Consider the following 20,266-nt stretch of genomic DNA (forward strand, 5'->3'; position numbering starts at 1 on the left):
GAGCGGCTCAAGCAACTTATCAACGAAAAACGGCCCGGGCGCTCTTGCGCTCGGGCCGTCAAGTCCAGACCGTTTCGTTATACCGTTCGAGTCCTCAAAAGAGACCTTAACTGAACGGCATTAGGGCTTCGGCCCCGTTTTCTATTTTCGAGGGTCAACGCGGATAGATCGCGCCGAGCACGCGTGCGTCGGCGGCGCCCGTTACCGACGGCAGATTCCCGGGTTCGCGTGCGACGCAGCGCATGGCAAGCCACGCGAATGCCAGCGGCTCGACCTGATGCGGCGGCACGCCGAGCGCCTCGGTCGTCAGGACGGGAACGCCACTGCAGCCGCTGTCGGCAAGCGCACTCTGCAGTGCGTTCATGATCTCCGGATTGCGCGCGCCGCCGCCGCATACATAGACGGCCTTGCAGTCGGGTGCATGGCGTTCGATCTCGCGTGCGACGGTCACGGCCGTCAGCGCGACCAAGGTCGCCTGGACGTCTGCGGGACTGACGTCGGCGAAACCTTGCAGCTTTGCGTCGAGCCACTCCGGATTGAACAGGTCGCGCCCCGTGCTTTTGGGCGGCTGCGCCTCGAAAAACGGCTCGTCGAGGAACGCGTTCAGGAGCGGGCGATGCACCTGGCCCGTCGCGGCAAACTGACCGTTCTCGTCGAACGGTTTGCGCAGATGCCGGTGCGCCCATTCGTCCAGCAGCGCGTTCGCAGGGCCGCAATCGAAGCCCCGCACGGCGCCGTTCGCCGACAGAACCGTGATGTTGCTGATTCCGCCGAGGTTACAGACCACGCGCGTCTCGTTCTTCGCGCCGAACACCGTCGCATGGAACGCGGGTACGAGCGGCGCGCCCTGGCCGCCCGCCGCGACATCGCGGCTGCGGAAATCGGCGATCACATCGATATGGGTCATTTCCGCGAGCAGCGCGGGGTTGTTGATCTGCCGCGTATAACCCTTTTCAGGCCGATGCCGCACCGTTTGACCGTGCACGCCGATGGCGCGGACGTCGGCGGCGGACAGATTGCCCGCGCGCAACAGCTCGTGGCAGCACACCGTGTAACGAGCGGCCAATGCATTGGCGGCCAGCGCCTCGCGCTCGATTTCGTTGTCGCCGGGCTGCTGAAGGCTGAACAGCGCGTCGCGCAGGCCTTCGGAAAAGCCCACGAACGCCTGAGATCGCACGACGGGCGCCTTGCCCGCTGCAAACTCGACCGCGACACCGTCCACGCCGTCCATGCTCGTTCCCGACATCAGCCCGAAGTACACGCCGTCTGCCTTGTTGCCTGTGTTGTCCACGTTTGCTCCTGTAGCGCTGTCGCACGCCTCGTGCATGCCGTTGACGGGGATTGTCGCTCAACGTCGAGTTGCATCACAACCTGGCCGGTCGGCCAGGGTGCGCGGCCACAGGAAATGCGGACAATACGTGTCGACCCAGTTCCAGACGTTTGCAGAGAGTTGAGGGCGCAATGCGCCGCAACTATGGGACAATCTCTCTTTTTGCGATCTCCCGTTCCAGCATGAGCACCGAGTCCACCGCCAAGCCCAATTCCACCTTCCCGATCACCGACGAAGTCCGCCACGCGCTCGAAGTCACGAAGCGCGGCGTCGACGAACTGCTGATCGAAGAGGAGTTCGCGCAAAAGCTCGCGAAGAGCGCGGCCACGGGCACGCCGCTGCGCATCAAGCTCGGTCTCGATCCGACGGCGCCCGACATCCACATCGGCCACACCGTCGTGCTGAACAAGATGCGCCAGTTGCAGGATCTCGGCCACACGGTGATCTTCCTGATCGGCGATTTCACCTCGCTGATCGGTGATCCGTCCGGCCGCAACGCGACACGCCCGCCGCTCACGCGCGAGCAGATCGAATCGAACGCGAAGACATACTTCGAGCAGGCCGCGCTCGTGCTCGATCGCGCGAAGACGGAAATCCGCTACAACAGCGAATGGTCGATGCCGCTCGGCGCCGACGGCATGATCAAGCTCGCGTCGCGCTACACGGTCGCGCGCATTCTGGAACGCGAAGACTTCACGAAGCGTTTCCAGAGCGGCGTGCCCATCTCGATCCACGAATTCCTGTACCCGCTGATGCAGGGCTACGATTCCGTGGCGCTGAATGCCGACCTCGAACTCGGCGGCACGGACCAGAAGTTCAACCTGCTGGTCGGCCGTGAACTGCAGAAGCAGTACGGCCAGGAACAGCAGTGCATTCTGACGATGCCGCTGCTCGAAGGTCTGGACGGCGTCGAAAAGATGTCGAAGTCGAAGGGCAACTACGTCGGTATCAGCGAAAAGCCGAATGACATGTTCGGCAAGCTGATGAGCATCTCCGACGTGCTGATGTGGCGTTACTTCGAACTGCTGTCGTTCCGTCCGATGACGGAAATCGAGGGCTTCAAGCGCGAAATCGAAGGCGGACGCAATCCGCGCGACTTCAAGGTGTTGCTCGCGCAGGAAATCGTCGCGCGCTTCCATTCGCAGGGTGATGCCGAGCGGGCACTCGAAGACTTCAACCACCGCGCGAAGGGCGGTGTGCCTGACGACATTCCGTCGGTGACGCTCGCAGGTGCGCCGCTCGCTATCGGCCAACTGCTGAAGCAGGCGGGCCTCGTGCCGTCGACGAGCGAAGCGCTGCGCAACATCGAACAGGGCGGCGTGAAGATCGACGGCGCAACCGTGTCGGACAAGGGCCTGAAGGTTGAGGCGGGCGAGTTCGTCGTGCAGGTCGGCAAGCGTCGTTTTGCGCGTGTCACGCTGACGGCATGATGGTCTGTCAGCCTGTGCTAGCGCCACGAGGGGCGCGCGTCGCATGATCGCGCTGATTCAACGCGTGCGGCGCGCCGAAGTGCGCGTCGGCGATCGCGTGACGGGTGCAATCGACGCGGGCCTGCTTGCGCTGGTCTGCGCCGAGCGCGGTGACACCGATGCAGTCGCCGACAAGCTGCTCGCGAAGGTGCTCGGCTACCGCGTATTCAGCGACGCCGCGGGCAAGATGAATCTGCCCGTACAGAACATCGACGGCACGGGGCGCGCGGGCGGTTTGCTGCTCGTGTCGCAGTTCACGCTGGCCGCCGACACGAACAGCGGCCTGCGCCCTAGCTTCACGCCGGCTGCGCCGCCCGACGAGGGCAAGCGGCTGTTCGACTACTTCGTGGCGGCCGCGCGCGCGAAGCATGCCATCGTCGAAACGGGCGAGTTCGGCGCGGACATGCAGGTGTCGCTCGTCAATGACGGCCCGGTGACGTTCTGGCTGCAGACACGCGCGTAACTTCCGTTTTCCTGTTCCGAATTCATGGCGACACAAGTTCTCTTCATCCGACACGGCGAAACCGACTGGAACCGCATCAAGCGGATTCAAGGGCACATCGATATCCCGCTCGCCGCGAGCGGCGTCGAACAGGCCCAGCGGCTCGCCGAGCGGTTTGGGCGCGAGGCGCATGACGGCGCGCGGCTCGACGCGATCTATTCGAGCGATCTGATGCGTGCGCAGCAAACGGCGCAGCCTTTCGCGGATGTGCTCGGGCTGTCGCTGCAACTCAGGGAAGGCCTGCGCGAACGCAATTACGGCGCGTTCCAGGGCCATGACAGCGACGAAATCTCGCTGCGCTTTCCCGACGAATACGCGCAGTGGCAAACGCGCGATCCCGGCTTCTCACCACCTGAGGGAGAGTCGCAGCGCGTGTTCTATCACCGCGTGTTGCATGCGCTCGAGCCGATCGTTGCCGCGCATCCGGACGGACGGATTGCTGTCGTCGCGCATGGTGGCGTACTGGATTGCGTGTATCGCTTCGCCAACGGTCGATCGCTGGATGCGCCGCGCAACTATCAGTTGCTGAACACCAGCGTCAATATCGTTGATTTCGATAACGGCCGCGCGACGGTCGTGTCGTGGGCCGACGTCATGCATCTTGGTGGCCACGCCGAAGACGACAGCTTCAAGAAGACACCCGAAGCCGAGCGTTGAGTTCGATCGACGCGGCGACATCGAACGCCGCGTGTCCTATCTTAAGAGCCACTCAGTTCGGCTCAGAATCCCACAGATTACGAACAGGACTTGCCGAGTCAGGTGCGGCAAGCCCGAAGTGCCGATACGTCAACAGCGTGGCGACCCGTCCACGCGGCGTGCGTTGCAGAAAGCCCTGCTGGATCAGATACGGCTCGAGCACATCTTCGATCGTGTCGCGCTCCTCACCGATTGCCGCCGCCAGATTGTCGACGCCGACAGGACCGCCATCGAACTTGTGCAGGATCGCTTCGAGCAGCTTGCGGTCCATCAGATCGAAACCGACGGGATCGACGTCGAGCATTTTCAGCGCGGCATCGGCGACCTTCGCGGTGATATTGCCGTCCGCCTTCACTTCGGCGTAATCGCGGACGCGGCGTAGCAGCCGGTTCGCGATACGCGGTGTGCCGCGCGAGCGCTTCGCGATTTCCAGTGCGCCTTCCGGATGGATCTGCGCGCCCAGCAGCGAAGCCGACCGGCTCACGATCCGGGCCAGCTCTTCCGCGTTATAAAACTCCAGCCGCGCGACGATGCCGAAACGGTCGCGCAACGGGTTGGTGAGCATGCCCGCGCGCGTCGTGGCGCCGACCAGCGTGAACGGTTGCAGATCGAGCTTCACGCTTCGTGCCGCAGGACCTTCGCCGATCATGATGTCGATCTGATAATCCTCGAGCGCCGGATACAGGATTTCCTCGACGACGGGCGACAGCCGGTGAATCTCGTCGATGAAGAGAACGTCGTTGGCTTCGAGATTGGTCAGAAGCGCTGCGAGATCGCCCGCGCGCTCAAGCACCGGACCGGAGGTTTGCCGCAGATTCACGCCCATTTCGCGCGCGATGATGTGCGCGAGCGTGGTCTTGCCGAGGCCCGGAGGACCGAACAGCAACACGTGATCCAGCGATTCCGAGCGGCGCCTGGCCGCCTCGATGAAAATTTCCAGCTGGCCGCGCACCTTTTCCTGGCCGACGTATTCGTCGAGCTGACGCGGGCGCAACGCGCGCTCGAACGCTTCCTCGTTCGGCGACACAGGCGTGGCGGCGATGATGCGTTCGGCGGCGAGTTTGTCGTGTTCGATCATGCGGGCATTGTACCGCGCGCGGCCCGCCGGAAGATCTGGCCGAACGGCCAGGGTGTCTTGCAGGAAACGGCATGCGAAGCTTCATGCATGCCGTTTGCCGAGCGCCAATTCAGGCCTTCGACAGCGCCTTCAACGCGAGTTTGATGCCCTCGGAAACGCCCGTGCCGGCCGGCACGTTCTTGATGGCTGCCAGCGCTTCTTTTTCGGAGTAACCCAATGCCAGCAATGCATTCAGGATGTCGGAAGCATGATCGGACTGCGACGCGGCGCCCGCCATCGCGCCGAGGTCGGCGCCGAGCTTGCCCTTCAGTTCGAGCAGGAGCCGCTCCGCCGTCTTCTTGCCGATGCCCGGCACCCGCGTGAGGCGTGCGGCGTCCTGCATCGTCACTGTCTGCGACAGTTCCTGCACGCTCATCCCCGACAGCACGGCCAGCGCCATGCGCGCGCCGATACCCGTGATCTTTAACAACTCGCGAAACGTCGAACGCTCTTGCGGCGTGAGAAAGCCATACAGCAGATGTGCGTCTTCGCGCACGATCATCTGCGTGAGCAGCACGACCTTCTCCCCCGTTCCGGGCAGGTTGTAGAACGTGCTCATCGGCACGTCGACTTCATAACCGACACCATTGCAGTCGATCAGCAGGTGAGGCGGATTCTTTTCCAGCAGGACGCCGGCGATGCGACCGATCATGGCGGGTTCTATCGAAAGGGAAAGCGCGAGTGTAGCGCAGGGCAGAGGGCTTTCGTACGTCGCTTCTGACGAAGTGGGAGAGCGGCTGATTGACCCGGCTTCCCACGCTCCCTACACTGAGATCCCTTTTGGACGTTCCATAACCAGCCCAAAAGGAGTCTTCGATGCTCAGTCTCACCACGCTCGCGCTGTTTTCAGGCGCGTGTCTCGCGCTCACTGCCACGCCCGGTCCCGATATGTTGCTGATTGCCTCTCGCAGCGTGAGCCAAGGGAGGACTGCGGGTTTCGCGTCGCTTGCCGGGATTCTGGCTGGAACGTACTGCCATGCACTCGCCGCAGCGTTCGGCCTGTCACAGCTCTTTGTTGCCGCACCGATGGCCTACGACATCGTACGCTTCACCGGGGCGGCCTATCTGCTCTATCTCGCATGGAAGACGTTCCGCTCGCAGGGCACAGTGCTGGCGCCGGATGCGTCGATGCGGCGCTTTCCCATTGGCCGAATTTTCAGGCAGGGCTTGTTCACGAACCTGCTCAATCCGAAGGTTGCGCTGTTCGTGCTCGCCCTGTTTCCGCAGTTCGTGAAACCGGAGGCGGGATCGGTTGCTGTGCAGATCATGCTGCTTGCGACCGTGCTTAACGTGATTGGCTTCGTCGTGAACGGCAGCGTGATTCTGCTTGCCAGCAAATTGAGCCGAAAGCTGACCGGCGGCAAAAACCCGTCGCGCTGGCCACAGTATTTGCTTGGTTCGGTGTTTGCGGGCCTGGCGTGTCGACTGGCATTAGCAGGACAACGCTGACGCCGAACGCGTCCTAACCCACCAACCGTCCGCGACGCACCCGCAAGCCCTTCTTCGCAAGCGCCGGCGCAATGCCGCCCAGCGTGCTCAAGGTGCCGCCGCCATGTGCATGGCAGATCGCCATGCCGAGCGCGTCGGCGGCATCTGTCGACGGAATGCCCGACAGGCACAGCAGCCGCACGACCATCTGCTGCATCTGCTCCTTGGTCGCGCGTCCGTAGCCGACCACGGCCTGCTTCAGTTGCAGCGCGGTGTATTCGGCAACGGGCACGCCGCCCGACACCAGTCCGCAAATTGCCGCGCCGCGTGCCTGGCCGAGCAATAGCGTCGACTGCGGATTGACGTTGACGAACACCTTCTCGATCGCGGACTGGTCGGGCGCATGCTGGCGAATCAGCGTCGAAATGCCCTCGAAGATCGTGCCGAGGCGCGTCGGCAGATCGGCGTCGGCGGTCTTGATGACGCCGCTCGTTACGTAAGTCAGTTGATGGCCGGACTGATCGATCACGCCGAAGCCAGTCACGCGCAAGCCAGGGTCGATGCCGAGAATTCTCATAAGTGCCGTGCGTATTCAGTGCCTGCGATACTACAACGGCACAACGTGAAACGTGAAATGCAAAACGGCCCGGCAGTTGCAAACTGCCGGGCCGTTTCGAAAGAAGCAGAACAGCCGATCAGTGGCGGAAGTGGCGTACGCCCGTCACGACCATTGCGATGTTGTGCTCGTCGGCGGCGGCGATCACTTCGTCGTCGCGCATCGAGCCGCCCGGCTGGATCACGCACGTTGCGCCCGCGTTCACGACCACGTCGAGGCCGTCGCGGAACGGGAAGAACGCATCCGATGCCACCGCCGTGCCCGACAGCGTCAGGCCAGCGTTCTGCGCCTTGATGCTTGCGATGCGCGCCGAGTCCACACGGCTCATCTGGCCGGCGCCCACGCCCATCGTCATGCCGTTCGCGCAGAACACGATCGCGTTCGACTTCACAAACTTCGCCACGCGCCATGCGAACAGCAGGTCGTCCATTTCCTTCGGCGTGGGGTGACGCTTCGTGACGACGCGCAGTTCGTGCGGCTGCACGTTCTTGGCATCGAGCGATTGCACCAGCAGACCGCCGCCCACGCGCTTCAGATCGAACGCATTGTGGCCTTCACCCAGCGCGATTTCGAGCAGACGCACGTTCTGCTTGGCCGCGAACAGCTGCTTTGCCGCTTCGCTGAACGACGGCGCGATCAGCACTTCGACGAACTGCTTCGCGACAGCCTGCGCAGCCGTTTCGTCGACTTCACGGTTGAACGCGATGATGCCGCCGAACGCCGAGGTCGGGTCGGTCTGGAACGCCTTCGAATACGCTTCGTGCGGGTTCGCGCCGACTGCCACGCCGCACGGGTTCGCGTGCTTGATGATCACGCAGGCGGGCGCGTCGAACGTCTTCACGCATTCCCACGCGGCATCCGAGTCGGCGATGTTGTTGTACGACAGTTCCTTGCCCTGCAGCTGACGATAGTTCGCGAGCGCGCCGGCGGGCACCGCGATGTCGCGATAGAACGCGGCGCTCTGGTGCGGGTTCTCGCCGTAGCGCAGGTCCTGCACCTTTTCGAACGCCATGTTCAGCGTGACCGGATACGTGTTGCGGTCGCGGTGCTGCAGTTGTTCCGTGAGGCTGGTCAGGTAGTTCGTGATCGCGCCGTCGTACTGCGCGGTGTGCGCGAACACCTTGGTCGCGAGGCGGAAGTTCGTCTTGTAACCGACCGCGTTGCCATTGGCGCGCATTTCATCGAGCACGGTCGCGTAGTCGGCCGGATCGACCACGACGGTCACGTCGCGATGATTCTTCGCCGCCGAACGCAGCATGGTCGGGCCGCCGATATCGATGTTCTCGATCGCGTCTTCCAGCGTGCATTCTTCCTTCGACACGGTCTGCACGAACGGATACAGGTTCACGACGAGCAGGTCGATGGTCGGAATGTCATGCTTTTCGAGCGCGGCCATGTGTTCGGGCAGATCGCGGCGGGCGAGGATGCCGCCGTGCACCTTCGGGTGCAGCGTCTTCACGCGCCCATCCAGCATTTCCGGAAAGCCCGTGTAGTCGGCCACTTCGGTAACGGGAAGGCCGGCGTCCGCGAGCAGTTTCGCGGTGCCGCCCGTCGACAGGATCTTGACGCCGAGGTCCGACAGCGATTTCGCGAAATCGACGATGCCGGACTTGTCGGAAACGGAGATGAGCGCTTGCTTGATCATGATGGGAACAAATAGCCGATGAAAGGCGTGGCAGGGCGCCGAAACTACAGCAGGCCGTGCTGTTGCAGTTTCTTGCGCAGCGTATTGCGGTTGATGCCGAGATACTCGGCTGCCAGCGACTGGTTGCCGCCGGCCTGCTCGAGCACCACCTCGAGCAGCGGTTTTTCGACGCACGAAATCACCATGTCGTAAACGTCGTGCGGATTGGAGCCGTCGAGATCCTGGAAGTACATCCCCAGGCTATCGCGGACACATTGTTCGATATTGTGCTTGCTCATGCTGCTAGTCGGTCGGTTTGATCCTGCTCACCGTTGTTGTTGACTTCGTTGTCGACGTACACGAGGCGGTCCGAGATCGCCTTCTGCGCGTCGAAGAACTCATTGACGGCGAGCAGTTGTTCGCGCGTCGTGTCCAGCGTATTCATGCGGTGCCGGAACACGTTGGCGCCGGAAAGGCCGCGAGTGTACCAGCCGATGTGCTTGCGCGCAGTGCGAACACCCGTAAATTCGCCGTAGAACGCGTAGTGATCCTCCAGGTGCTCGTTCATCACCTGCTGGATCTCGTCGATACGGGGCGCTTCCATCAGTTCGCCCGTCTGCAGGAAATACTCGATCTCGCGGAAGAGCCAGGGGCGCCCCTGCGCCGCGCGGCCGATCATGATCGCGTCCGCGCCCGTTGCGGCGAGCACCGCGCGCGCCTTCTGCGGCGACGTGATGTCACCGTTCGCGACCACGGGAATGTTCACCGCGGCCTTCACGGCAGCGATCGTTTCGTACTCCGCTTCGCCGTGATACAGGTCGGCGCGCGTGCGGCCGTGCACGGTCAGCATCGAAATGCCGGCGCTTTCGGCGAGCCGCGCAACATTCAGCGCATTCTTGTTCTCGCGATTCCAGCCTGTGCGGATTTTCAGCGTGACGGGCACGGCGTCCGGTCCGACGCCAACCGCGTTCACCACCGCTTCGACGATGCGCTGCACGAGCGGCTCGTTCTGCAGCAGCGCGGAACCTGCCGCGACATTGCAGACCTTTTTGGCCGGGCAGCCCATGTTGATGTCGATGATCTGCGCGCCGTTCTCGACGTTGTAACGCGCGGCTTCCGCCATCATCTGCGGATCGGCGCCGGCGATCTGCACCGCGATCGGTTCGACCTCGCCCGTGTGATTGGCGCGGCGCATCGTCTTTTCGCTTTTCCACAGCTGCGCGTTCGACGCGACCATCTCCGATACCGCGTAGCCCGCGCCCATGCGCTTGCAGAGCTGACGGAACGGCCGGTCGGTCACGCCTGCCATCGGGGCGACGAACAGGTTGTTGCGTAGTGTGTGGGAGCCGAGAGTGGGCATGGCGGACATCGGCGGCGAGCGTCGGGTGCGCTGAAAATGTGGAATTCGCGCACCGCACGTACCGCAAAATACGAGGGAAAACATCTATTTTAGCGTTAACGGGCTAGCCCCAGACGGAACCGCGTCTGAGGTAACTCATTAAATCTTCTATGAAAGTGTCCGCGCTCATAGAACGGCGGCCACTTTATCGTGATGTCGCCAGGCGCTAGCGACGTTGCCCGAACATCATCTGCCGCGCCAGCGCGGTCTTCAACGGTGGCGCGAATTCGAGCGCAGTGAGGGCCAGGCCGCGCAGCGTCGCGAGCGGCGGGAAGTCGATTGTGAACAGGCGGGCGAGCGTATCGGTGGCGCCGATCGTCATGCGCCGGTCGAGCGCGCGGCGTTGCGCGAAGGCGTTCAGCGCCGTGCGGGTCGCGCCATAGTGCGAGAGCGCGTCGGCGAGTGCGTGGGCATCGCGCAGGCCGAGGTTCAGACCCTGGCCCGCGACGGGATGCAACGTCTGTGCCGCATTGCCGATCGCGACGACGTTGCCTTTGACGAGCGTATCGACGGTATTCAGCCCGAGCGGGAACGCGGCACGTCCCTTGATCTGCACGAAGCGGCCCATCCGGTCGCCGAACTCGGCGCCCAGTTCGCGCAGGAAATCTTCGTCCGACAACTGCGCGCGGCGCGCCGCTTCTTGCGGCGCGCAGCACCAGACCAGCGCGTAGTCCGCGCCGCGCACGCCGCCTGTCGGCAGGAGGGCAATCGGACCTTGCGACGTGAAACGCTCCCATGCCACATGCGGTTGGGGCGAGGACAGCGTCACTGTACCGACGAGCGCCGTTTGCCCGTAGTCACGCGTTTCGCCCGAGCCCGCCTGCTGCTCGCCGAACAGGCCGCCTTCGGCGTTCACCAGAACGCGCGTGCGCAGCGTGCGCGTGACGTGCGCGCTTTCGATCGGCAGCAGCACGCCGTCGTCTTCGAGTTGCTGCGGGGCTTGCGCTCGGGTCGACTTGAACCAGTGCACGGGCGTCGCGCGCACGGACTCGGCGAGCGCATGCACGATCGAGCCGTAGCGCAGCACATACCCGAGCGCGGGCAGACCATGCTCCGCGTGATCGATCACGGTGCGCCCGAAATGGCCGCGCTGCGACACGTGGATGCGCTGGATTGCGGTCGCGTCGGACGGCCAGCTTAGCGGCTCGAGGATCATCCGGCTGCCTTGCGACACGGCGATCGCGCGCGGATCGGCAATCGAATCTTCGGGCTCGCGCGCGTCGATCAGCGCGACACTCAGCTTCTGCGTCGCGCTGCGCCGCGTGAGCCAGCCGGCGAGGGCGAGACCGACGGGCCCCGCGCCGACGATCGTCACGTCGTAGTCGTAGGGCTGCGTATTCGACGGGACTAGCGGCGCGTCGGCAACCGGCTGTGGGACTTCGTTCATCTTCTTTTCTGTTCCTTGCGCGCTCAGGCCGCGCCCGTCGTCTGCGCGTCCTGCATCAACGCTTCAATTTCGTCCGCGTCGACGGGCACGTCACGCGTGATCAGTTCGCAGCCCGTAGCCGTGACGATCGCGTCGTCCTCGATGCGGATGCCGATGTTCCAGTACTGTTCGGGCACGTCGTCCGCCGCTCGGATGTAGAGGCCCGGTTCGATCGTCAGCGTCATGCCCGGTTTCAGCGTGCGCCAGGGCAGCGCGCCGTGTTCGTCGGCGGGCACGCCGCGCTCGCGATAGTCGCCTGCATCGTGTACGTCCATGCCGAGCCAATGACCCGTGCGATGCATGTAGAAACGCGCGTACGCGCGTTCTTCGATCGCTTCGTCGACGCTCGCGAACAGGTCGCGATTCAGGATGCCCGTGTCGAGCAGCCCTTGCGCGAGTACGCGCACGGCAGCCTGATGCGGCGCGTCGAAGCTCGCGCCGGCTTTTGTCGCGTCGATCGCGGCTTGCTGCGCGGCCAGCACGATGTCGTAGATTTCGCGCTGCGCAGGCGTGAAGCGGCCGTTAGCGGGGAAGGTGCGCGTGATGTCGGACGCGTAGCCGTCGAGTTCGCACGCCGCATCGATCAGGATCAGGTCGCCGTCCTGCGCGGCTGCGTTGCCGGCCGGGTAGTGCAGCACGCACGCGTTCGCACCCGCAGCCACGATCGAGCCATAAGCGGGCGCCTGCGCGCCATGCTTGCGGAACGTGTAGAGCAGTTCGGCCTCGAGTTCGTATTCGCGCACGCCGGGGCGGCACGCGGCCATCGCGCGACGGTGCGCCTGCGCGGAGATCGCGGCGGCGCGGCGCATGATCGCCAGTTCGTGCTCGTCTTTCACGAGCCGCATCTCGTCGAGCAACGGCACGAGGTCATGCACGGCCGAAGGCGCGAGCACGCCGCTTCTGCCCTGCATGCGCACGGCGTCGAGCCATTGACGCACCTTGCCGTCGAACTGTTCCGAAGCGCCGAGCGCATAGTGCAGCGCCGGCTTGTCGGCGATGATGCGCGGCAGTTGCGTGTCGATGTCGTCGAACGCAAAGGCGGCGTCGAAACCGAAGGCTTCGCGCGCACCGTCGGGACCGAAACGGAAGCCTTCCCACGTTTCGCGCTCCGCGTTCTTCGCGCGGCAGAACAGGACCGCGGCAGGCTCGTTCTGTTTCGCGCTCGCGTCCAGCACGAGCATCGCCTCGGGTTCGGTGAAGCCCGTCAGATAGTAGAAGTAGCTGTCGTGCCGGTACGGATAATCGGCGTCCCGGTTGCGCAGCGCTTCGGGCGCGGTCGGAACGATTGCGACGCCGCCGCCCGCAGCGCGCAGCGCATCGAGCACGCGCGCGCGGCGCTGACGGTAGAGGTCGATAGCCGGAGTCAGATCGGTCATGAGTTCGGTCGGCGGTTCATCGTGCGAGGTGGACGGCGGCGCGGCAGGCAAGGTCGTTCGCCGCGAGGCAATGATGCGATTTAATGCTGCGATTGTATCGCCCAACGGAAAATCGTTTCGGGCTCGCCGCCTGGCCGCCCGTGCCGCGCCAGTCGTCCCGGGCCATGCGCTTGCGGGCGATTCGCCATCGCCATGCCTGGCCATCAGGCCAGGTAGACCATCGCGCCGACGACCGGCATTGTTGCAATCTGTCGACAGCCGTACGCGCTTCGAATGCGAAGCAAGGCCCGCATTGCACGGAAAAGCCTCCAACACCCGCCAACGCACGTATACTTTCGGCCAATTTCAATCGAGGCAGGATGTAATGAAACTCATCGGTTCGCTGTCGAGCCCGTTTGTCCGCAAGGCGCGGATCGTGCTCGCCGAAAAGAAAATCGACTATAAGTTCGAACTGGAAAACGTCTGGGCCGACGATACGGCCATCCACGACTTCAATCCGATCGGCAAGGTGCCGTGTCTGGTGATGGAAGACGGCGCCGCCGTGTTCGATTCGCGCGTGATCTGCGAATATGTCGACACGCTGTCGCCCGTGTGCAAGCTCGTGCCGCAATCGGGCCGCGAGCGCGTCGAGGTGCGTTGCTGGGAAGCGCTCGCGGACGGCATCATGGATGCCGCCGTGCTGATCCGTCTGGAAGGCGTGCTACGCGAGGAAGCGCATCGCAGCGCATCGTGGGTCGCGCGTCAGCAGCACAAGATCGACGATGGCCTGACCGCGATGGCGCAAGGTCTCGCCGCGAAGACCTGGTGCGCGGGCAACCACTACACGCTCGCCGACGTCGCCGTCGGTTGCGCGCTGAGCTACCTGGACTTCCGCATGCCGCAACTGAACTGGCGCGAACTGCATCCGAATCTCGACAAGTACTACCAGAAGCTGTCGCAGCGCCCGTCGTTCATCGACACCGCATTGACCTGAGCGGCGCCCACGATTCATCGCGCATCGAAACGCCGCGCGAGTGTCGCCGTGGCCCGACGGGAGTGTCAAGAAAGCTTACGTTTTCCCCGAGAATTCCTTTCTATGTGCTAAAAAAGCGCCTGCCCGTCAGGCGCTTTTCTTTTGAGCGTCTGTGCGGAACCGACCACCGATACCATCCGTCAAGGGACGTTCGCCATGAAAACGATCCGCGTTGCTCTCGTTGCCGCCGCGTGCGGCGTGCTTGCCGCCTGTTCGGGGATGAGCCTCGACCCCAATTCGCTCGTGCAGTCGGGCACGCAGGCCGTGCAGGCCGCATCGCTCACCGACACCGACGTGCGCACGCTGTCCGACAAGTCCTGCGCGCAGCTCGACTCGGAGAACCAGATCGCGCCCGCCGGCAGCGCGTACACGAAGCGCCTGAACAAGATCGCGGCTCAGCTCGGCGACAACATCAACGGCGTGCCCGTCAACTACAAGGTCTACATCACCAAGGATGTCAACGCGTGGGCGATGGCGAACGGCTGCGTGCGCGTCTACAGCGGTCTGATGGACATGATGACGGACGACGAAGTGCGCGGCGTCGTCGGTCACGAGATGGGTCACGTCGCGCTAGGTCACACGAAGAAGGCGATGCAGGTTGCCTACGCGACGTCGGCGGTGCGCTCGGTGGCGTCGTCGGCGGGCGGCATCACGGGTGCGATTTCGGCGTCGCAGCTTGGCGACTTCTCCGAGAAGCTGATCAACGCGCAGTTCTCGCAGACGCAGGAATCGGCAGCCGACGACTATTCGTTCGATATCCAGAAGAAGAAAGGCCAGGACCCGTCGGGACTCGTCACCGCGTTCCAGAAACTCGCGAAGCTCGACGGCGGCAAGTCGAGCATGCTGAGTTCGCATCCGGCGTCGGCGGCGCGTGCGCAGCATATCCAGCAGCGGATCGCGTCGAACAAATAACGTAGCATCGTCCAAAACAAAACGCGCGCTGGATTTCAGGTCCAGTGCGCGTTTTTCATTGCACTTCGGAATCAACCACGGTTATGCAGCAACCGATTCTTCGAGTATCGGCGCAAACGAATCGCTGCGAGCCACCGGCCACCACTTTTCATAGAGCGTATAGCGGTAGCGGCCGTTGAGCAGGTCGTCGGGTTCCAGGTACTTCAGCAGATCCGACATCAGCCGCACTTCATACGACGACACGCGCCGCACGATGTGATGCGCGCGCAGATCGGCGGGATGGCGCAGGCCTGCCGCCTGGACGATTTCCTGCAGCGCGTGCAGCGTGTTGTGATGGAAGTTGAACACGCGGTCCGACTTGTCGGTGACGATCAGCGCGCGCTGGCGTACAGGGTCTTGCGTCGCGACGCCCGTCGGGCAGCGGCCCGTGTGACACGTCTGCGCCTGAATGCAGCCGACGGCGAACATGAAGCCGCGTGCCGCGTTCACCCAGTCCGCGCCGATGGCGAGCGTCTTCGCGATATCGAACGCGGTGATCATCTTGCCGCTCGCGCCGATGCGGATCCTGTCGCGCAGTCCGATGCCGACCAGCGTGTTGTGCACGAGCAGCAGTCCTTCCTGCAGCGGCACGCCGATGTGATCGGTGAATTCGAGCGGCGCGGCGCCCGTGCCGCCTTCCGCGCCGTCGACGACGATGAAGTCGGGCAGGATGCCCGTTTCCAGCATCGCTTTGGCGATGCCGAAGAATTCCCACGGATGGCCGATGCACAGCTTGAAGCCCGTCGGCTTCCCGCCCGACAGGTTGCGCAGTCGATCGACGAATTCGAGCAGCCCGCGCGGCGTCGAGAACTCCGAGTGCGTCGCGGGCGAGATGCAGTCGCGGCCCATCGGCACGCCGCGCGTTTCGGCGATTTCCGGTGTGATCTTCGCCGCGGGCAGCACGCCGCCGTGGCCCGGCTTCGCGCCTTGCGACAGTTTCACTTCGATCATCTTCACCTGCGGCTCGCTCGCCTGCTTCGCGAACTTGTCGGGGTTGAACGTGCCGTCGTCGTTGCGGCAGCCGAAGTAGCCCGACGCGATTTCCCAGATGATGTCGCCGCCATGCTCGCGGTGATACTTCGACATCGAGCCTTCGCCGGTGTCGTGCGCGAAGTTGCCCTTTTTCGCACCGAGGTTCAGCGCGCGGATCGCGTTCGCGGACAGCGAGCCGAAGCTCATTGCCGAGACGTTGAAGATCGACATCGAATACGGCTTCGCGCGGTTCGCGCCGACGACGATGCGGAAATCGTGGCCGTCGAGTTTCGTCGGCGAGAGCGAGTGGCTGATGAATTCGTGGCCCGTCGCTTTCACGTCGATTTCCGTGCCGTACGGACGGCTGTCGACTTCGTTCTTGGCGCGTTGATAGACGATGCTGCGCTGTGCGCGGGAGAACGGCCTTTCTTCCGTGTCGTCTTCGACGAAATACTGGCGGATCTCAGGCCGGATGAACTCGAACAGGAAGCGCAGATGGCCCCAGAGCGGATAGTTGCGCAGGATCGCGTGGCGCTCCTGCGTCAGATCGTAGGCGCCGAGCGCGACCAGCAGCACGGGCACGATGATCCACAGCCATGCGATGTGACCGGTTGCCGCGAGCGCGGCGCAGGCCGCGAGCAGCAGGATGGCACTCCACATCGCCAGATAACGTCGAGAAAACATGACAACTCCATTGCGGTGATTTCCACGCAGCGGGAGCATCCGGCGCGGCTGGCGTCGGGTCTTCTCGCGAAAACGGCGGGCGTCCGTGGGGATGGATCGCGCTGCGAGTTGGTACGGCGGGTTGTCTTCGCGCGGCCGCGCATCGATTTGTTGTTACGTCGTAAAGCCTGGTCGGCGGGACAACCGTGCCCGGAAGATACAACGAAGCGCAAATCGGTGCAGCGATGTCGACCGGAGTTGGCGCTTCAGCGCCTACTCCGGTCCCACGCAGAGCGGTCGACCGGAGTTGGCGCTTTAGCGCCTGCTCCGGTCCCATGCAGAGCGGTCGACGGGAGTTGGCGCTTCAGCCCCTGCTCGCGTCCCACGCAGAGCGGTCGACGCGAGTTGGCGCTTCAGCCCCTGCTCGTGTCCCACGCAAAGCGGTCGACGCGAGTTGGCGCTTCAGCCCCTACTCGCGTCCCACGCAGAGCGGTCGACGAGCGTGGGCGCTTCAGCGCCTGCTCGCGTCAATCCCCACGCTCTTCAGCGCGCCGTCAGCAGTGCCGCTTTCTGAGGTTGCCGCGCCACCGGCTGTGCAGTCGCCGCGTGCTCGATGATGCCGCCGCCGAGGCAAACATCGCCATCGTAGAGCACGGCCGATTGCCCCGGCGTGACAGCCCATTGGGCGTCGGCGAAATGAAGGGAGAAGAGGGCGTTCGGGTCCGCGCCTGCGCCCGCCGCGTCGAACGTGCACGCGGCATCCGCCTGGCGATAGCGCGTCTTGGCCGCGCACGCGTGGCCCACTTCGGGCGCGTGTCCGGCGACCCAGCTCGTGTTGCCCGCCGTGAGCGTATGGCTCAGCAGCCACGGGTGATCGTGGCCCTGCGCGACATACAGCGTGTTCGACTCGATGTCCTTGCCCGCGACGAACCACGGCTCGCCGCTGCCGTCCTTGCTGCCGCCAAGGCCGATGCCCTTGCGCTGCCCGAACGTATAGAACGCGAGACCGATGTGCTCGCCGACCGTCTTGCCGTCGGTGGTTTTCATCGGGCCGGGTTTGGTCGGCAGATAGCGGTTCAGAAAGTCGCGGAACGGCCGCTCGCCGATGAAGCAGATCCCCGTCGAGTCTTTCTTCTTTGCGTTCGGCAGCCCGATCTGTTCGGCGATCTCGCGCACCTTCGTCTTCGGAATTTCGCCGAGCGGGAAAAGCGTCTTCGACAGCTGCGCCTGATTCAGCCGGTGCAGGAAGTACGACTGATCTTTGGTGTGATCGAGCGCCTTGAGCAGCTCGAAACGGCCGTCGACTTCGCGCACGCGCGCGTAGTGGCCCGTCGCGATGGTTTCCGCGCCGAGCGACATCGCGTGGTCGAGGAACGCCTTGAACTTGATCTCGGCGTTGCACAGCACGTCCGGGTTCGGCGTGCGGCCCGCCGAGTATTCGCGCAGGAATTCGGCGAACACGCGGTCCTTGTATTCGGCGGCGAAGTTCACCGCTTCGACGTCGATACCGATCAGGTCGGCGACGGAGACGACGTCGATCCAGTCCTGACGCGTCGAACAGTATTCGCTGTCGTCGTCGTCTTCCCAGTTCTTCATGAACAGGCCGACGACGTCGTAACCCTGTTCCTTCAGCAGCCATGCCGTAACGGACGAATCGACGCCGCCCGACATGCCTACCACTACTCGTTGTTTGCTCATTTGAATCTGCCTGACTGCTTTCTTTCGTGCGTTGACACGCGTTCTATCGGGAGGGCCCGACCGAATGCGTTTGCACGAAGTCGAGCGGGAAACGCCGGCCTGCGAGGTAGTCGTCGACACATTGCATCACGAGCGGCGTGCGATGCCGGTCGGGACAGGCGCGCAGTTCGTCGGCGCTCATCCATACGGTGCGGACGATGTCGGGATCGAGCGCGCGGCCTTCGGCGGGTTCGCTGTCCGTCTTGCCGCAATACGTGAAGCGCAGATACGTCACGCCGTCCTGCGGGCCGTCGACTGTCTCGGGCCGGCTGAAATGCGTCATGTACACGCCGACCAGCGCCGTGGGCGCGAAGGTCTGCGCTGTTTCTTCGAGCGCTTCGCGGATGACAGCTTGCGTCAGCGTTTCGCCCGCCTCCAGATGCCCGGCGGGCTGGTTCAGACGCAGCCCGGCGGCCGTGTGTTCTTCGACCAGCAGGAAGCGTCCGTCGCGTTCGACGACGGCCGCCACCGTGACATGCGGAGCCCAAGTTTCCGGTTTCATGGGACGGCATTTTACCGTTTATGGGCAGGGCTTGCCGGTGCCGGCGAAGAACGGGGCGGCCCCCTTAGCACATATCGATGAAAAAGGCACGGGAAGACACAAGGATCGTGTTCCTGAATACCGGGATCGTTACCAATTTCGATCCGCCCCTAGACTTCGGTTAAAGTGGACCTCGTGGCTGAAGCCCCAGCCGTGCGTAGCCGTTGCACTTGCCTTTTTGCATTGCCGGCGTTGCCCTTCGTCGGCGATTCCAGATTTTCATAACAGGATGGTCGAGGAGGATTTACGATGCACATCGGAGTGCCAGCCGAGACGCGGCCGTACGAAACACGCGTCGCCGCGACGCCCGAGACGGTCAAGAAGTACGTGTCGCAGGGCCACAGGGTTAGCGTACAGCGCGGCGCAGGGACGGCCGCGAGTTATCTGGACGACGCGTACGCAGCTGCGGGCGCAGAGCTCGTCGATGCGCCGGCCGCATTCGGCGCAGAGCTCGTTCTCAAGGTTCAAAGCCCGACCGATTCAGAACTCCCGCTTCTCAAACGCGGGTCGGTACTGGTCGGCATGCTCGAGCCGTTTAATGCTGAAAACGCATCGAAGCTAGCAACTGCAGGCATCACTGCGTTCGCGCTCGAAGCCGCGCCGCGCACGACGCGCGCGCAAAGCCTCGACGTACTGTCGTCTCAAGCCAACATTGCGGGTTACAAAGCGGTGCTGCTCGCCGCCGATCTTTACCCGCGCTTCATGCCGATGCTGATGACGGCTGCGGGCACGGTGAAAGCCGCGCGCGTGCTGATTCTCGGCGCGGGCGTGGCGGGCTTGCAGGCGATTGCGACTGCAAAGCGCCTCGGCGCCGTGATCGAAGCCTCCGACGTGCGGCCTGCTGTAAAAGAGCAGATCGAATCGCTCGGTGCGAAATTCCTCGATGTGCCTTACGAAACCGATGAGGAGCGCGAAGCAGCGCAAGGCGTCGGCGGCTACGCGCGGCCGATGCCGCCTTCGTGGCTCACGCGCCAGTCGGCGCTCGTCCACGAGCGCGCGAAGCAGGCGGACGTGATCATCTCGACCGCGCTGATTCCGGGCCGTCCCGCGCCGACGCTGCTGTCCGTCGAAACCGTGCAGGCGATGAAGCCGGGCTCCGTGGTGATCGACCTCGCTGCCGGACGCGGGCCGGAGTACGAAGGCCAGCGCGGCGGCAACTGTCCGCTGACGGAAGCGGACAAGGTCGTCTCCAAGCATGGCGTGACGATCGCGGGCTATACGAATCTCGCGTCGATGGTCGCGTCGGATGCTTCGGCGCTGTACGCGCGCAATCTGCTGGACTTCATGAAGCTGATCGTCACGAAGGAAGGCACGCTCAATATCGATCTCGCGGACGACATCGTCGCGGCCACGCTGCTGGCGCGCGACGGCGAAGTCACGCGCAAGGCATAAGACATAGGAGACGGG

The 20,266-nt window shown here is 63.9% G+C and carries 19 protein-coding genes; 7 read left to right on the forward strand and 12 right to left on the reverse strand.

What is annotated here, in order from left to right; all coding sequences use genetic code 11:
* Positions 1–154: 154 nt before the first annotated feature.
* On the reverse strand, positions 155–1,291 hold the full coding sequence (locus G3N95_RS28640; protein ID WP_346778421.1) for an anhydro-N-acetylmuramic acid kinase: 1,137 nt from the start codon (positions 1,289–1,291) through the stop codon (positions 155–157).
* A gap of 221 nt (positions 1,292–1,512) precedes the next feature.
* Here G3N95_RS28640 and tyrS point away from each other — a divergent pair, with 221 nt between their 5' ends.
* Genes tyrS through G3N95_RS28655 form a run of 3 tightly spaced genes read left to right on the forward strand, consistent with a single transcriptional unit; the run spans position 1,513 to position 3,958 of the window.
* Positions 1,513–2,760, forward strand: coding sequence for a tyrosine--tRNA ligase (gene tyrS, locus G3N95_RS28645; protein WP_205973469.1), 1,248 nt, complete (start codon positions 1,513–1,515; stop codon positions 2,758–2,760).
* A 43-nt stretch (positions 2,761–2,803) separates the two neighbouring features.
* Positions 2,804–3,262 carry a D-aminoacyl-tRNA deacylase gene (gene dtd, locus G3N95_RS28650; RefSeq protein WP_205973470.1) on the forward strand — a complete coding sequence of 153 codons (459 nt, stop codon included), beginning with the start codon at positions 2,804–2,806 and terminating at the stop codon, positions 3,260–3,262.
* 24 nt (positions 3,263–3,286) lie between these two features.
* A complete protein-coding gene (locus G3N95_RS28655; protein ID WP_205973471.1) occupies positions 3,287–3,958 on the forward strand; it encodes a histidine phosphatase family protein in 672 nt (223 codons plus the stop codon).
* 52 nt (positions 3,959–4,010) lie between these two features.
* Here G3N95_RS28655 and ruvB read toward each other — a convergent pair whose 3' ends face one another.
* On the reverse strand, positions 4,011–5,075 hold the full coding sequence (gene ruvB, locus G3N95_RS28660; RefSeq protein WP_205973472.1) for a Holliday junction branch migration DNA helicase RuvB: 1,065 nt from the start codon (positions 5,073–5,075) through the stop codon (positions 4,011–4,013).
* Between the two features lie 109 nt (positions 5,076–5,184).
* The gene (gene ruvA / locus G3N95_RS28665; RefSeq protein WP_028371854.1) at positions 5,185–5,766 is read right to left on the reverse strand and encodes a Holliday junction branch migration protein RuvA; all 582 of its coding nucleotides are present in this window, start codon (positions 5,764–5,766) and stop codon (positions 5,185–5,187) included.
* 164 nt (positions 5,767–5,930) lie between these two features.
* On the opposite strand from ruvA, the gene G3N95_RS28670 reads away from it, so the two are divergent.
* Positions 5,931–6,563 carry a LysE family translocator gene (locus G3N95_RS28670; protein WP_205973473.1) on the forward strand — a complete coding sequence of 211 codons (633 nt, stop codon included), beginning with the start codon at positions 5,931–5,933 and terminating at the stop codon, positions 6,561–6,563.
* Between the two features lie 13 nt (positions 6,564–6,576).
* On the opposite strand, the gene ruvC is transcribed toward G3N95_RS28670, so the two are convergent.
* The 6 genes from ruvC to pepP form a co-directional block, all read right to left on the reverse strand.
* Entirely contained in the window at positions 6,577–7,119 is a 543-nt protein-coding gene (gene ruvC, locus G3N95_RS28675; protein ID WP_205973474.1) for a crossover junction endodeoxyribonuclease RuvC, read from the reverse strand.
* 118 nt (positions 7,120–7,237) lie between these two features.
* On the reverse strand, positions 7,238–8,803 hold the full coding sequence (gene purH / locus G3N95_RS28680) for a bifunctional phosphoribosylaminoimidazolecarboxamide formyltransferase/IMP cyclohydrolase (protein ID WP_205973475.1): 1,566 nt from the start codon (positions 8,801–8,803) through the stop codon (positions 7,238–7,240).
* A 44-nt stretch (positions 8,804–8,847) separates the two neighbouring features.
* On the reverse strand, positions 8,848–9,081 hold the full coding sequence (locus G3N95_RS28685; protein ID WP_007587477.1) for a Fis family transcriptional regulator: 234 nt from the start codon (positions 9,079–9,081) through the stop codon (positions 8,848–8,850).
* Positions 9,078–10,142 (reverse strand): tRNA dihydrouridine synthase DusB, encoded by a 1,065-nt coding sequence (gene dusB / locus G3N95_RS28690; RefSeq protein ID WP_205973476.1) that lies wholly within the window; start codon positions 10,140–10,142, stop codon positions 9,078–9,080. Before dusB ends, G3N95_RS28685 begins: the two co-directional genes overlap by 4 nt.
* A gap of 205 nt (positions 10,143–10,347) precedes the next feature.
* Positions 10,348–11,568: a UbiH/UbiF/VisC/COQ6 family ubiquinone biosynthesis hydroxylase gene (locus G3N95_RS28695; RefSeq protein ID WP_205973477.1), complete on the reverse strand. Its 1,221-nt coding sequence runs from the start codon at positions 11,566–11,568 to the stop codon at positions 10,348–10,350.
* 23 nt (positions 11,569–11,591) lie between these two features.
* A complete protein-coding gene (pepP, locus tag G3N95_RS28700; RefSeq protein WP_205973478.1) occupies positions 11,592–12,983 on the reverse strand; it encodes a Xaa-Pro aminopeptidase in 1,392 nt (463 codons plus the stop codon).
* A 364-nt stretch (positions 12,984–13,347) separates the two neighbouring features.
* Here pepP and G3N95_RS28705 point away from each other — a divergent pair, with 364 nt between their 5' ends.
* Together G3N95_RS28705 and G3N95_RS28710 are read left to right on the forward strand one after the other, a co-directional pair.
* Positions 13,348–13,956, forward strand: coding sequence for a glutathione S-transferase N-terminal domain-containing protein (locus tag G3N95_RS28705; RefSeq protein WP_205973479.1), 609 nt, complete (start codon positions 13,348–13,350; stop codon positions 13,954–13,956).
* A 195-nt stretch (positions 13,957–14,151) separates the two neighbouring features.
* Positions 14,152–14,907 carry a M48 family metallopeptidase gene (locus G3N95_RS28710; protein ID WP_205973480.1) on the forward strand — a complete coding sequence of 252 codons (756 nt, stop codon included), beginning with the start codon at positions 14,152–14,154 and terminating at the stop codon, positions 14,905–14,907.
* 81 nt (positions 14,908–14,988) lie between these two features.
* Here G3N95_RS28710 and G3N95_RS28715 read toward each other — a convergent pair whose 3' ends face one another.
* The 3 genes from G3N95_RS28715 to G3N95_RS28725 form a co-directional block, all read right to left on the reverse strand.
* Positions 14,989–16,602, reverse strand: coding sequence for an FMN-binding glutamate synthase family protein (locus G3N95_RS28715; protein ID WP_205973481.1), 1,614 nt, complete (start codon positions 16,600–16,602; stop codon positions 14,989–14,991).
* 522 nt (positions 16,603–17,124) lie between these two features.
* A complete protein-coding gene (gene mnmA / locus G3N95_RS28720) occupies positions 17,125–18,279 on the reverse strand; it encodes a tRNA 2-thiouridine(34) synthase MnmA (protein WP_205973482.1) in 1,155 nt (384 codons plus the stop codon).
* A 43-nt stretch (positions 18,280–18,322) separates the two neighbouring features.
* Positions 18,323–18,820, reverse strand: coding sequence for an NUDIX hydrolase (locus G3N95_RS28725; RefSeq protein WP_205973483.1), 498 nt, complete (start codon positions 18,818–18,820; stop codon positions 18,323–18,325).
* 288 nt (positions 18,821–19,108) lie between these two features.
* Here G3N95_RS28725 and G3N95_RS28730 point away from each other — a divergent pair, with 288 nt between their 5' ends.
* Positions 19,109–20,251, forward strand: a complete 1,143-nt coding sequence (locus G3N95_RS28730; RefSeq protein WP_205973484.1) for a Re/Si-specific NAD(P)(+) transhydrogenase subunit alpha — start codon at positions 19,109–19,111, stop codon at positions 20,249–20,251.
* The last annotated feature ends 15 nt before the right edge of the window (positions 20,252–20,266 follow it).

The sequence above is a fragment of the Paraburkholderia sp. Tr-20389 genome (genome assembly GCF_017104565.1).
GTDB lineage: Bacteria > Pseudomonadota > Gammaproteobacteria > Burkholderiales > Burkholderiaceae > Paraburkholderia.